The organism is Plantibacter sp. Leaf1 (genome assembly GCF_001421315.1).
Lineage (GTDB): Bacteria > Actinomycetota > Actinomycetes > Actinomycetales > Microbacteriaceae > Plantibacter.
Map to the genome: position 1 here is coordinate 580777 of NZ_LMJX01000003.1, position 12656 is coordinate 593432.

At 69.8% G+C, this 12656-nt stretch carries 12 protein-coding genes; 9 read left to right on the forward strand and 3 right to left on the reverse strand.

Annotated elements, in window-relative coordinates:
- Positions 1 to 70: 70 nt before the first annotated feature.
- Complete coding sequence (locus ASE44_RS16520) at positions 71 to 538, reverse strand: GNAT family N-acetyltransferase (protein ID WP_056781898.1); 468 nt, start codon at positions 536 to 538, stop codon at positions 71 to 73.
- A 47-nt stretch (positions 539 to 585) separates the two neighbouring features.
- Between ASE44_RS16520 and dapB the strand changes: the two genes are divergently transcribed.
- Positions 586 to 1404 (forward strand): 4-hydroxy-tetrahydrodipicolinate reductase, encoded by an 819-nt coding sequence (dapB, locus tag ASE44_RS16525; protein ID WP_056781900.1) that lies wholly within the window; start codon positions 586 to 588, stop codon positions 1402 to 1404.
- A gap of 11 nt (positions 1405 to 1415) precedes the next feature.
- A complete protein-coding gene (locus ASE44_RS16530) occupies positions 1416 to 1838 on the forward strand; it encodes a hypothetical protein (RefSeq protein ID WP_369796507.1) in 423 nt (140 codons plus the stop codon).
- 6 nt (positions 1839 to 1844) lie between these two features.
- Here the strand turns inward: ASE44_RS16530 and ASE44_RS16535 are convergent, their stop codons facing one another.
- On the reverse strand, positions 1845 to 2735 hold the full coding sequence (locus tag ASE44_RS16535) for a TIGR01777 family oxidoreductase (protein WP_056012153.1): 891 nt from the start codon (positions 2733 to 2735) through the stop codon (positions 1845 to 1847).
- Positions 2736 to 2773: 38 nt separating this feature from the next.
- Positions 2774 to 3199 (reverse strand): OsmC family peroxiredoxin, encoded by a 426-nt coding sequence (locus tag ASE44_RS16540; protein WP_056781902.1) that lies wholly within the window; start codon positions 3197 to 3199, stop codon positions 2774 to 2776.
- Positions 3200 to 3382: 183 nt separating this feature from the next.
- Here ASE44_RS16540 and dapA point away from each other — a divergent pair, with 183 nt between their 5' ends.
- From dapA to ASE44_RS16575, 7 genes are all read left to right on the forward strand, one after another.
- Positions 3383 to 4360, forward strand: a complete 978-nt coding sequence (gene dapA, locus ASE44_RS16545) for a 4-hydroxy-tetrahydrodipicolinate synthase (protein WP_056012147.1) — start codon at positions 3383 to 3385, stop codon at positions 4358 to 4360.
- A 20-nt stretch (positions 4361 to 4380) separates the two neighbouring features.
- On the forward strand, positions 4381 to 6057 hold the full coding sequence (locus tag ASE44_RS16550) for a ribonuclease J (protein WP_056012144.1): 1677 nt from the start codon (positions 4381 to 4383) through the stop codon (positions 6055 to 6057).
- A gap of 147 nt (positions 6058 to 6204) precedes the next feature.
- Positions 6205 to 7197 carry an efflux RND transporter periplasmic adaptor subunit gene (locus ASE44_RS16555; protein ID WP_056781904.1) on the forward strand — a complete coding sequence of 331 codons (993 nt, stop codon included), beginning with the start codon at positions 6205 to 6207 and terminating at the stop codon, positions 7195 to 7197.
- Positions 7194 to 7898 carry an ABC transporter ATP-binding protein gene (locus ASE44_RS16560; RefSeq protein ID WP_056781906.1) on the forward strand — a complete coding sequence of 235 codons (705 nt, stop codon included), beginning with the start codon at positions 7194 to 7196 and terminating at the stop codon, positions 7896 to 7898. The genes ASE44_RS16555 and ASE44_RS16560 overlap by 4 nt, the downstream gene beginning before the upstream one ends.
- Positions 7891 to 9129 carry an ABC transporter permease gene (locus tag ASE44_RS16565; RefSeq protein ID WP_056781908.1) on the forward strand — a complete coding sequence of 413 codons (1239 nt, stop codon included), beginning with the start codon at positions 7891 to 7893 and terminating at the stop codon, positions 9127 to 9129. Before ASE44_RS16560 ends, ASE44_RS16565 begins: the two co-directional genes overlap by 8 nt.
- A 61-nt stretch (positions 9130 to 9190) precedes the next feature.
- Positions 9191 to 9682: a GNAT family N-acetyltransferase gene (locus ASE44_RS16570; protein ID WP_056782039.1), complete on the forward strand. Its 492-nt coding sequence runs from the start codon at positions 9191 to 9193 to the stop codon at positions 9680 to 9682.
- Positions 9683 to 9759: 77 nt separating this feature from the next.
- Positions 9760 to 12654 carry a DNA translocase FtsK gene (locus tag ASE44_RS16575; RefSeq protein ID WP_056781910.1) on the forward strand — a complete coding sequence of 965 codons (2895 nt, stop codon included), beginning with the start codon at positions 9760 to 9762 and terminating at the stop codon, positions 12652 to 12654.
- Positions 12655 to 12656: the final 2 nt, after the last annotated feature.

Here is a 12656-nt window from a genome sequence, read left to right on the forward strand (position 1 = left end):
TCTGACCGACCGACGCAGCGGGCGGTCCCGGTCTCCGGGCCGCACCCGGTCGCCGAGCCTGTCGAGGCGCTCAGACGTCCTTCGCGTACCAGTTCGTCGCGTTCGGGTTGTCGTTGTAGGCCGGGACGTCGACGTACCCGCTCGAGCGGTAGAGGGCCCCGGCGGCGGCCAGGGTCGCGTTCGTGTCGAGCACCAGCCGGGTCGCGCCGAGCTCCACCGCGCGCTCCTCGAGTGCCGCCAGCATCGAGCGTCCGTAGCCCTTGCCCCTCGTCGACGGGCGCAACCAGAGGTGCTTGATCTCGAACCGGACGGCGCCGTCCTCGGCGTCGGCGATGCGGCGGACGCCTCCGCACCCGACGGCCTCGTCGTCTGCTCGTGCGACGAGGAAGACGCCGGCGGGCGGGGTGAACATCGCCGGATCCGGGGTGAAGACCCGGTACTTCCCGCCGGTGAACCCGAGCTCGCGGGAGGTGAAGTACTCACCGAGGAGGGTGGCGGCGGGCTCCGTGTCGACGGCGGCGGGGGAGAAGGTCAGCATGCCTCCAGCCTAGGACGACGCCTTCGGGCAGCACGTAAGCTGAGGGCATGACGACACGAGTGGCGCTGGCCGGCGCGAGCGGCAAGATGGGCCGACTGTTCACGAGCATCATCGCTTCACTCGACGACTTCGAGCTCGTCGCCTCGCTCGGATCCTCCAGCGAGCTGAGCGAGATGGACGGCGCAGACCTCGTCGTCGACGTCACGGTCCCCGGCGTCAGTCAACGCATCGTCGACCACGCCCTCTCCCAGGGCATCAACGTCCTCGTCGGCACGAGCGGATGGTCCGCCGACCGCGTCCACCGCCTCGGGCGTCGACTCGCCGAGCTGCCGGACCAGGGGGTCGTGATCATCCCGAACTTCTCCCTGGGGTCCGTGCTGTCGACGAGCCTCGCGACCGTCGCCGCGCGGTTCTTCGACTCGATCGAGATCATCGAGTCCCATCGCGACACCAAGGTCGACTCGCCCTCCGGCACCGCGGTGCGGACCGCCGAGCTGATGATGGACGCCCGGGGCGACCGCGGACCGGTCGCCGCGCCGCACACCGACCAGCGCGCCCGAGGGCAGCAGGTCTCGAGCATCCCGATCCACAGCCTGCGGCTCCAGGGCGTCGTCGCGCGCCAGCAGGTCGTGTTCGGAGGCGTCGACGAGCTCGTCACGATCACGCACGACACCATCTCGCCGGCCTCGTACGAGCGCGGCATCAGACTCGCCCTCGCGGCGGCACGCGACGCCCGTGGCGTCACCGTCGGTCTCGACAGCCTCCTTGACCTCGGGATCGACCGTCCAGCGCCGGCGGGCGGGCGCGCGGCAGCCGGCGCTCCCGAGCAGGTGTCCGGCCAGGCCGCGGCGGCCAGCACCCTGTGAAGACCCGCGTGATGGTCGCGATCCTCGCGATCCTGCTCGTCCTCTACATCGTCCTCGTCGGGTTCCGTGCCGTCGTCCTCCTCGGCACGGGCGAGCCCGTCGGCATCGCGATGGGCGCGGCGCTCATCGTGCTCCCCGTCGTCGGCGTCTGGGCGCTCTGGCGTGAGATCGCCTTCGGGGTGGGCGCCGAGCGGCTCGGCGTCAGGCTCGAGACCGAAGGAGGGCTCCCACCCGAGCGGGTCGAGACCCGTGAGAGCGGGCGGCCGTTGCGGGACGCCGCTGACGAGCTGTTCCCGAAGTACCGCGACGCAGCCGAGGCTGCACCGGACGACTGGCGCAGCTGGTACCGGCTCGGCCTCGTCTACGACGGGGCGGGTGACCGTCGACGAGCCAGGGCCGCCATCCGGCAGGCGATCCGGCTCGCACGCGACTGACGGCGTTCAGCTCCGCGCGAGTGCCTCGGCCAGGGCGTCCTCGACGGTCGGCGTGCTGAACGTGAACCCGTCCTGCAGGAGTCTGCGGGGCTCGACGCGCTGATCGCTGAGCAGGAGACCGTCCGCGGCGTCACCGAGCAACGCCTTGAGGGCGAATGTCGGAGCCCGCAAAAGGTAGGGCCGGTTCATCCGTCGTGCGAGTTCGAACATGAGGTCGTCCGCTCTGGCCGCCTGTGGCCCGCACAGGTTCACGGGTCCGCTGAGCGAGGAGGTCACGAGGTGGGTGATCGCCCTGACCTCGTCCGCCAAGCCGATCCACGGCCAGTACTGACGACCGCTGCCCAGCGGGCCGGCGAGCCCGAACCGGGTGAGGGGCGCGAGTGGCTTGAGGACCCCGTCGAGGTCGACGACGATGCCGTTGCGCAACAACACCGTGCGGACGGACTCCGGTGCAGCGAGGGCCGACTCCTCCCAGGCCACGACGACGTCGGCGAGGAACCCGGACCCGCGGGTGGACTCCTCCGTCAGCGTCTCGCCCGGGCGGTCGCCGTAGTAACCGACCGCCGAACCGCTGAGGAAGGCCGCGGGCGGCTGATCGGCCCGGTGCATCGCGTCGACGAGGGTGCGGGTGGCGCTGAGGCGCGACCACAGGATCGTCGACTGATAGGCGCGCGTCCACGGGAGCTTGCCGAGCGAGGCGCCGGACAGGTTCACCACCGCGTCGGCGCCGTTCAGCACCGAGGGGTCCAGGGAGCCCGCGAGCGGATCCCACTGGGCCTCGCCCGGCCCGCGGGCAGGACGCCGGACGAGTCGGACGACCTCATGGCCGTCCGACTCGAGTGAGCCGCCGAGTGCGGTTCCGATGAGCCCGGAGGCTCCGCCGATCACGATGCGCATGCGCGTCGCCTTCCTGGTCGTGCTGCGGGGAGGGGAGGTTACGCGAGGCTGGCCTCGAGGGTGATCGGGATGCCGGCGAGCGCCTGCGACACGGGGCAGCCGTCCTTCGCCGCTGCGGCGATGCGCTCGAAGTCCGCCTCCGAGATACCGGGGACGACCGCGCTGACGAGGAGGTGGCTGCCGGTGATCCCGGTGCCGGGGATGAAGGAGACGGCAGCGGTCGCCTGGATGCGCTCCGGCGGGAACCCGGCGGTGGTGAGCTCGTTCGCGAAGGCCATCGAGTAGCAGGAGGCGTGCGCCGCTCCCAGCAGCTCCTCCGGGGTGGTGGTCGTGTTGGAGCCCTCGGAGCGGGCCTTCCAGTCCACGGCGAACTCCGCGGCCTCCGAGGTGTCGAGACTCGTGTGCCCTGAACCTTCGAACAGCGTGCCGTTCCAGACCGTCGTCGCTTCGCTCGTTACCGCCATGGTGTGACCTCCATCGTCGTCGGGCCGTGCAGGAGTGCATCGGCGCGGGTACTCGTGGGTCAGCCTAACCGGATCGACCCGCGCGGACACCCGGTCGACGGGACGCTCCAGGTGTGCTCCCAGCCCCGCGTCGGGACCCCTCCGGTGGTGACCCCGGAGGGGGAAACCCGGTAGCCTGAGACCGTGTCGCGTGCAGAGAACCCCTTCGGTCAAGTCCTCGTCGCCCTGGTGACGCCGTTCACCGCCGACGGCGAGGTGGACTGGAAGGCCGTCGAACGACACATCGACGACGTCGTGACCGCGGGTGCCGACGGCATCGTCGTCACCGGCACCACCGGCGAGACGTCCACGCTGACGGACCCGGAGAAGATCAAGCTCGTCGAGGTCGGCAAGGACGTCGCAGGCGGGCGCGCGAAGATCATCACGGGTGGCGGATCGAACGAGACGGCGCACGCGATCGAACTCGCGAAGAAGAGCGCGCAGGCTGGCGCCGACGGCAACATGATCGTCACCCCGTACTACAACAAGCCGACCCAGGCCGGTGTGCTCACGCACTTCCGCATGATCGCGGATTCCACCGATCTGCCGGTCATCCTCTACGACATCCCCGGGCGCACCGGGATCCCCATCACCTACGAGACGATCCTCCGCGCCGCGAAGCACCCGAACATCCTCGCCGTCAAAGACGCCAAGGGCGACCTCAGCGAGGTCAGCCGCGTGATGAACCAGACGGACCTCATGTACTTCGCCGGAGACGACGCCAACGCGTTGCCGACACTCGCCATCGGCGGCACCGGCCTCATCGGCGTCACGGCGAACATCGCCCCGACGCCCTACCGACACATGATCGACGCCGTGAACGCCGGCGACCTCACCGCGGCCACCGCGGCGCACCGGCAGCTCGAGCCCCTCGTGCGCGCGGTCATGACCCACGTACCCGGCACTGTCGCCGCCAAATACATCTTGCACGGCCTCGGCCGGATCCAGAGCCCGCGGGTGCGTCTTCCGCTGGTCGGTCCGGAAGAGTGGGAGGCCGCGCAGATCGAGGATGAGATCGACCTGGTGAAGGACATCCCAGGCGTCGACTTCCGCAACTTCCGGCCAGACCGCAACGCCGCCGCCGGTGGCGCGCTGCCCAAGGTCGCCGGTACGACTCGCTAGACAAACCAGAGGGGGGCTACATGCCCAATACCATCATCGATCCGCCAGTCCTCGAACCGGGGACGCTCCGCGTCATCCCCATCGGAGGACTCGGCGAGATCGGCAGGAACATGACCTGCTTCGAGATCGACGGCAAGATCCTGATCGTCGACTGCGGCGTGCTCTTCCCCGAGGAGCACCAGCCGGGCGTCGACCTGATCCTGCCCGACTTCACCTCCATCAAGGACCGGCTCGACGACATCGTCGGCGTCGTCCTCACGCACGGTCACGAGGACCACATCGGTGCCGTCCCGTACCTCCTGAAGCTCCGCAAGGACATCCCGCTGATCGGCTCCGGGCTGACGCTCGCGCTCATCGAGGCGAAGCTCAAGGAACACCGCATCGTGCCCTACACCCTTCCCGTGAAGGAGGGGCAGATCGAGGCACTCGGTCCGTTCGACCTCGAATTCGTCGCGGTCAACCACTCGATCCCCGACGCCCTCGCGGTCTTCATCGACACCGACGCCGGAACGGTGCTCGTCACGGGCGACTTCAAGATGGACCAGCTGCCGCTCGACGGCCGCCTCACCGACCTCCGTGCCTTCGCACGCCTCGGCGAGGAGGGTGTCGACCTCTTCCTCGTCGACTCCACGAACGCGGACGTCCCCGGGTTCACCCCGCTCGAGCGCTCGATCGGCCCGGTCCTCGACCAGGTCATCGCGAAGTCCGAGCGACGCGTCATCGTCGCGAGCTTCTCGAGCCACGTCCACCGTGTCCAGCAGGTCCTCGACGCGGCGCACGCCCACGGTCGCCGGGTCGCGTTCCTCGGTCGTTCGATGGTGCGCAACATGGGCATCGCCGCCGACCTCGGGTACCTCAACGTCCCGGAGGGGCTGCTCATCGACTACAAGAAGGCGAAGGACCTCCCCGAGGACAAGATCGTCTACATGTCGACCGGGTCGCAGGGTGAGCCCATGGCCGTCCTCAGCCGGATGGCGAACCTCGACCACGCGATCGAGCCGGGCCCGGGCGACACCGTCATCCTCGCCTCGAGCCTGATCCCGGGCAACGAGAACGCGGTCTACCGGGTCATCGACGGCCTGACGAAGCTCGGCGCCAACGTCGTCCACAAGGGCAACGCGAAGGTGCACGTGTCCGGGCACGCCGCCGCCGGCGAGCTGCTCTACTGCTACAACATCCTGCAGCCGAAGAACGTGCTCCCGGTCCACGGCGAGTACCGTCACCTCGTCGCCAACCAGAAGCTCGCCATCGACAGCGGCGTCCCCGCCCAGAACACCTTCATCGGTGAGGACGGGATCGTCATCGACCTGAAGGACGGCGTCGCGAAGGTCGTCGGCCAGCTCGACGTCGGCCTCGTCTACGTCGACGGCTCGACGGTCGGCGAGATCACGGACGCCGACCTCAAGGACCGCCGCATCCTCGCCGAGGAGGGCTTCATCTCGGTCATCGTCGTCGTCGACTCGAAGACGGGTCACATCATCTCCGGTCCCGAGGTCCACGCCAAGGGGTTCGCCGAGGACGACAAGGTCTTCGCCGACATCAAGCCGAAGGTGGCGAAGGCCCTCGCCGAAGCCGCAGAGAACGGCGTCCGCGACACGCACGCGTTGTCGCAGGTCATCCGTCGGACCGTCGGACGCTGGGTCAACACCTCGTTCCGGCGCCGTCCGATGATCGTGCCGCTGGTCATCGAGGCCTGATCGGTCCGTCGGGTCCACCCGACGCAACCCGCCAGGAGGCGGTCGGACATCATTCGCGAGGGTGATGCCGGCCGCCTTCCGCGTTGCTACCGTGGAAGCTCCTATGGCCGCTCGTCACTCCGACTGCGGTGGATTCCGGAGGTCGGCGTGGGCGTTGTCCGCACCTGGGTGTTCCCCATTCTGAAACTGCTCGTCTTCGCCGCGATCGCGGTCGCCCTCGTGAAGGTCGCGTTCTTCCCGGACGCGCCCGCCGAGGAGGGGCCGACGCAGCCGACCGGGAGTCTCGTGGAGCCGGAGGTGCAGGCGGCGCTCGGCACCGTGGTCAACACCGTCTCGGTGGAGGGTCAGGTCGTCGCCGATCCGGCCAGCACCGCCAAGTCGACGGTCGCCGGCACGGTCGACGAGGTGTTCGCCGCCAAGGGTGCCGTCCTCGCCGAGGGCGACCCCATCCTCGACGTCAAGACCATCGACGAGGAGGGCAAGGAACGGTTCGTGCGGGTCACGGCCCCCGTCGCCGGGACCCTCGGCAACGTCAAGCTGATCCACGGCCAGTCCGTGCAGATCGGCGACGCCGTCGCCCAGGTCTCGCCGGCGACGTTCTCGATCACGGGTTCCCTGAGCGCCGACAAGCAGTACCGCCTGCTCACCATCCCGGGTGAGGCGACGGTCACGATCAACGGTGGCCCGGCCCCGTTCGTCTGCCCGGCGGTCCGCGTCACGACACCGACCACCGGTGGAGATGACGAGGAGCCGGCCGCTGGCGGCGGCACGGGACAGACTCCGGGGGCCGCTGGCACCTCGGTCACGTGCGCCGTGCCCGGTGACGTCCGGGTCTTCGCCGGACTCGCAGCGACGATCGAACTCGCGGGCGGGACCGCGGAGAACGTCCTCGTCCTCCCGACGACCGCGGTCAAGGGTTCCGCGGGCACCGGGACCGTGTGGGTCGTCGGCGCGGACGGCGCGCAGGAGGAACGTCCCGTCACGCTCGGCCTGAACGACGGGCAGCAGGTCCAGATCGTCGACGGCCTCGCCGAGGGCGACTCCGTGTTGCAGTTCGTGCCCGGTGCCGTCGCCCCCGTCCCCGAGGGGTGCACGACGCTCCCGGACGGCAGCATGAGCTGCGAAGGGTCGGTCGGGTGACCCTCCTCGAACTCCGCGGGGTCACCAGGGTCGTCCAGATCCCCGACGCCCCGCCCTTGACCATCCTCGACGGCGTCGACCTCGAGGTGCACGAGGGGGATCGGGTCTCGATCGTCGGGCGCTCGGGTTCGGGGAAGTCCACGCTGCTGAACCTGCTCGGCCTGCTCGACAAGCCGAACTCGGGCTCCCTGGTCTTCGACGGTCGTCCAGCCGAGCGGCTCGGTTCCGGAGCGCGGGACCGCCTTCGCGGTGCCCAGATCGGCTTCGTCTTCCAACAGTTCAACCTCCTGCCCGGCCGGACGGCGCTCGAGAACGTCACGACACCGTTGCTGTACGCGAGCGGGCGGTCCTTCTGGCGTCGCCGGGAGATCGCGGCGGCGATGCTCGAACGGGTCGGGCTCGGCGACCGACTCGACGCGATGCCCACGAAGCTGTCCGGCGGTGAGCAGCAGCGTGTCGCGATCGCGCGGTCGCTCGTCCGCGGCCCCCGCCTGATCCTGGCGGACGAGCCGACCGGAGCCCTCGACGTCGAGACCGGCACCTCCGTCATGTCGCTGCTCGACGAGGTGGCCACGTCGACAGGGGCCGCACTCGTGACGATCACCCACGACCGCGCGATCGCGAGGCTCGCGACGACGCATCACCGCCTCGACCACGGCGTCCTCACGCCGGACGAGGAGTTGGAGGCGGCGGATGTCTAGGATCCTCACCTCGATCGTCGGAGCCGTCGTCGAGGCGGCGCAGGAACTGCGCATCCATCGCGGTCGCGTCATCCTGTCGCTCATCGGTGTCGGCGTCGCCGTGTGCGCCCTCACGAGCATGGTCGGCATGTCGTCGCTCGCCGCTCAGGCGCAGACCGAGTCGCAGGAACGCTACGGCGGACGGCCGGCCACGCTCATGGCGTCCGCCTACAGCACCGGCACCGGACAACCCGACCCGGAGGCACTCGTCACCGCGGTCCACGAGCTGGCCGACCGCTACGACATCGAGTACGTCTCGCAGTCCGGCAGCCTGCAGCTGAACGTGCAGTTCGCCGACGGCACCGTGCCGGTGACGTCGACCGTGGTCGACGTCCCGTATGGCGAGATGCACCGCATCAGGCTCGACGAGGGCACCTGGTTCCAGGCGGACGACGGCGAACGCCTCGCGCCGGCGGTCGTCGTCAACCCCGCGTTCTGGCAGCGCCTCGGCTCGCCGCCCATCGAGTCGCACCCGACGGTCACGATCCACGGGGAGCGCGCGATCACGGCCGTCGTCGTCGGGGTGTACGCGAGCAACGAGTGGGACACCGAACCGCAGCTGTCGATCCTGCCGGCCGGCGTCACGGCGATCGGACCGGTGTCTGGCGCCGACGAGGCGGCCGGCCAGTCCGGCCAGCTTCCCCAGTTCGAGTTCTGGGTCCCGAACGCCGACGCCGAAGCGTTCACCCAGCGGATCCAGTCCGACCTGCGCGCCGAGCTCGGTGACGCGTACGGGGTCGACGTCTTCCGCAACGACTTCGGGCAGACGGGGGAGGACCCGCTGTTGTCGCTCAAGCTCGTGGTGGGCGCGGTCGCGGGGCTCATCCTGTTGCTCGGTGCGCTCGGGCTCATCAACCTCTCGCTCGTCACCGTCCGCCAGCGGATCCGCGAGATCGGCATCCGTCGCAGCTTCGGCGCCACGGCGCCACGTGTCTTCTTCGCGGTGATGATGGAGAGCGTCGTCGCCACCTTCGTCGCGGGCGTCATCGGCGTGATGGTGGCGGTGGCCGTCGTGAAGAGCCCGATCGTCGAGCAGTTCATCGGGCAGGGGCTCGTGACGGACTTCCCGCCGTTCCCGGTCGAGGCCGCGGTGCTCGGGCTCGTCAGCGCCACCGCCGTCGGTGCCATCGCCGGCCTCCTCCCGGCGCTCGTCGCCGTCCGGGTGAAAGTGATCGACGCGATCCGGTACTGACGACGGCTGCTGGCTCCCTCGCCGACATCTGCTCGAAACACCGGTGGCGTACCATCCGTCCATGGCGGTCTACTCGATCCGCGACGCCGCGGCGGAAGATGTGCGCGTGCTCACCGACATGATGGTCGAGGCGGCGAACTGGAGCGCCGCCGGGTTCCGGACCAGGGCGGCCGTCCTCGCCGACACGCAGCACACCCGGTACGTGCACGGCTGGCGCCGCCCCGGCGATGCCGGCGTCATCGCCGAGACGCAGGAGGGCGCGGTCGTCGGTGCGTCGTGGTTCCGGTTGTTCCCCGCCGACACCCCCGGGTTCGGTTATGTGGCCCCCGGTGTCCCGGAGCTCATCCTCGGGGTCAGTCCGATCCACCGGGCCCAGGGCCTCGGCCGCCAGCTCCTGCAGGCGACGGTCCTGCTCGCCAGGGCCGCCGGGTATCAGCGCATCAGCCTCAGTGTCGAGCGCGCCAACCACGCCGTGGCCCTGTACCGCTCCGAGGGGTTCACGACCCTCGACCGCCGGGGCACGCGCGACACGATGGTCCTGAATCTCCGCTGACCGCCAGGGGCCGCGCGGATCGTGGACACCCCGACAGCTTGCCGGGCTGCGTCGATGGCGACGAGTACCGTGAACCCATGGCCGCACGTTCCAACTCGACCAGCCGTTCGCGCAGCGCTTCGCCGCCGAGTGGCGCCTCGTCGCGCACCACCAGCACGAAGTCCGCCACGAAGGCCACTCCGAAGTCGGGTGCGTCGGCCACGAAGCAGCAGAAGACGGTCGCCTACCCGGCCGCGGAGGAGCAGCGCAGCATCGTCACCTCGGTGTGGCTCGGCCTCGCGCACGGCGTGGGTGGTGCCGTCAGGGCGCTCGGTCCCGAGCGCATCGCCAAGGAGGACCGCCGCGACGGCTTCCCCTTCCTGCTCTTCCTGCTGGCGGTCACCGGTGCCGTGGTCGAGTGGTTCGGTGCGGCCGACCCGATCGCGCAGACGTTCGACGCCTGGTCCTTCGGTGGGCTGTTCGGCCGACTCGCCTTCGTGCTCCCGGTCATCATGATCGTGTTCGCCGTGTGGCTGTTCCGGCACCCGGCGTCGGTCGACGACAACGGGCGGATCAGCATCGGCCTCGGGCTCCTCCTCATCAGCATCTCGGCGCTGTGCCACATCCACGGAGGGCAACCGAACCCCAGCCAGGGCCTCCCGGCGCTCGCGCAGGCCGGTGGCCTCCTCGGCTGGATCCTCGGTGCGCCGCTCGCCGCCGTCATCACGCCCATCGGTGCGACGGTCCTGATCTCCCTCCTCATCCTCCTCAGCCTGTTCATCGTCACGAAGACGCCGCCGAACCGCGTCGGTGCGCGGTTCCGGCAGTTCTCCGCGTGGATGTTCGGCGAGCAGCCGGAGGCCGAGCAGGAGGAGACCCCGGCCGAGACGAAGCGCTCGCGCACGAAGCGTCTGGACGACCTCGACGAGGAGCCGGACGAGCCGGCGGCCCTGCCCTGGTGGCGCCGGAACACGAGCCGTCGCGAAGACGATCCGACCTTCGAGGATCCGCTCATGGGCGACAACATGACCGAGCTCCTCGGCCTCGACAAGCCGAGTGGCGGCTTCGACTCGCCGATCGAACCGGTCGCCACGCCTGCGCCGTCGCCGAAGTCCGCGCCGGTCCACGACGCGTTCGGCTCGGAACTGCTCGGCGACCTCGAGGCGGCGGAGAGCGCCGTCAAGCGGTTCAACACGGGTGAGATCAAGCCGCAGACCGGCCTGCACGACGACAGCATCCCCGGCGCGACGGAGGTCATCGAAGACCTCGACCCGGCCCTGCTCGGCGCACCCGACCAGATCGACTTCTCGGCACGTCCGCTCGCGCAGAGTCACGACGAGACGCCGTACCGCCTGCCGTCCGCCGGAACGCTCGCGGCGGGGGAGCCCGCCAAGACGCACAGCGCCGCGAACGATGAGGCGGTCGCCGCGATCACGAGCGTCCTCGACCAGTTCGGTGTCGACGCGAAGGTCACCGGCTTCTCCCGCGGCCCGACGGTCACCCAGTACGAGATCGAGCTCGGCCCGGGCGTGAAGGTCGAGCGCGTGACGGCGCTCAGCAAGAACCTCTCCTACGCCGTCGCCTCGAACGAGGTGCGCATCCTCTCCCCGATCCCGGGCAAGAGCGCCATCGGCATCGAGATCCCGAACACCGACCGCGAGATCGTCACCCTCGGCGACATCCTCCGCTCGACGGCCGCGACGAACAGCAACCACCCCATGACCATCGGCGTCGGCAAGGACGTCGGCGGCGGGTACGTGGTCGCGAACCTCGCGAAAATGCCCCACCTCCTGGTGGCCGGGTCGACCGGTTCGGGCAAGTCCGTGTTCGTGAACTCCATGATCACCTCCCTGCTCATGCGCGCGAAGCCGAGCGAGGTCCGGATGGTCCTCATCGACCCGAAGCGTGTGGAGCTCGCCCCGTACGCAGGCGTCCCGCACCTCATCACGCCCATCATCACGAACCCGAAGAAGGCGGCGGAAGCGCTGCAGTGGGTCGTGAAGGAGATGGACATGCGCTACGACGACCTCGCAAGCTTCGGGTACCGGCACATCGACGACTTCAACAAGGCGGTCGTCGCCAACGAGATCGTGCTTCCCGCGGGGAGCGAACGCGTGCTCAAGCCGTACCCGTACCTGTTGGTCGTCGTCGACGAGCTCGCCGACCTCATGATGGTCGCCCCTCGCGACGTCGAGGACTCCATCGTCCGGATCACCCAGCTGGCCCGTGCCTCGGGAATCCACCTCGTCCTCGCGACGCAGCGACCCTCGGTCGACGTCGTCACGGGGCTCATCAAGGCCAACGTCCCGTCCCGGCTCGCGTTCGCCGTCACGAGCGTCACCGACTCCCGGGTCATCCTCGATCAGCCGGGTGCCGACAAACTGATCGGTCAGGGCGACGCCCTGTTCCTCCCGATGGGCGCGAACAAGTCGATCCGCGTGCAGGGCGCCTGGGTCGGCGAGAACGAGATCCAGCGGGTCGTCGAGCACGTCACCAATCAGGCGCGACCCGAGTACCGCAAGGACGTCCAGGCCGTCGCCGAGCGCAAGGAGATCGACGCGGACATCGGCGACGATCTGGAGCTGCTGCTCGCGGCCGCGGAGCTCGTGGTCTCGACCCAGTTCGGTTCGACGTCGATGCTGCAGCGGAAGTTGCGGGTCGGCTTCGCGAAGGCCGGCCGGCTGATGGACCTCATGGAGTCGCGGGAGATCGTCGGCCCCTCGGAGGGCTCGAAGGCTCGCGACGTGCTCGTGACCGCGGAGCAGCTTCCGGGCGTCCTGGCGCGCCTCCGTGGTGAGGACGACGGTTCAGCGGCGGCCCCCGTGTCCGCCCCTGCGGTGGCTGCAGCGGCAGCGCCCGCCACGGCGGCGGCGGCTCCGGCGACGGCGGCCGACCCCTACGGGCCGGACGCCGTCGAGGCGCAGTTCCAGGACTATCCTGAGGTCGAGGGCGGTTCTGACGACGACGCCTGGAGTCTCACCGGTCGGGAGTAGAC

Bases quoted from the DNA above. Each gene is read 5' to 3' on its own strand.
- ASE44_RS16565 (WP_056781908.1), top strand. From the start codon at position 7,891: ATGTCTAGGATCCTCACCTCGATCGTCGGAGCCGTCGTCGAGGCGGCG.
- ASE44_RS16520 (WP_056781898.1), bottom strand. From the start codon at position 538: ATGCTGACCTTCTCCCCCGCCGCCGTCGACACGGAGCCCGCCGCCACC.
- ASE44_RS16575 (WP_056781910.1), top strand. From the start codon at position 9,760: ATGGCCGCACGTTCCAACTCGACCAGCCGTTCGCGCAGCGCTTCGCCG.
- ASE44_RS16570 (WP_056782039.1), top strand. From the start codon at position 9,191: ATGGCGGTCTACTCGATCCGCGACGCCGCGGCGGAAGATGTGCGCGTG.
- ASE44_RS16540 (WP_056781902.1), bottom strand. From the start codon at position 3,199: ATGGCGGTAACGAGCGAAGCGACGACGGTCTGGAACGGCACGCTGTTC.
- ASE44_RS16535 (WP_056012153.1), bottom strand. From the start codon at position 2,735: ATGCGCATCGTGATCGGCGGAGCCTCCGGGCTCATCGGAACCGCACTC.
- ASE44_RS16530 (WP_369796507.1), top strand. From the start codon at position 1,416: ATGGTCGCGATCCTCGCGATCCTGCTCGTCCTCTACATCGTCCTCGTC.
- dapB (WP_056781900.1), top strand. From the start codon at position 586: ATGACGACACGAGTGGCGCTGGCCGGCGCGAGCGGCAAGATGGGCCGA.
- ASE44_RS16550 (WP_056012144.1), top strand. From the start codon at position 4,381: ATGCCCAATACCATCATCGATCCGCCAGTCCTCGAACCGGGGACGCTC.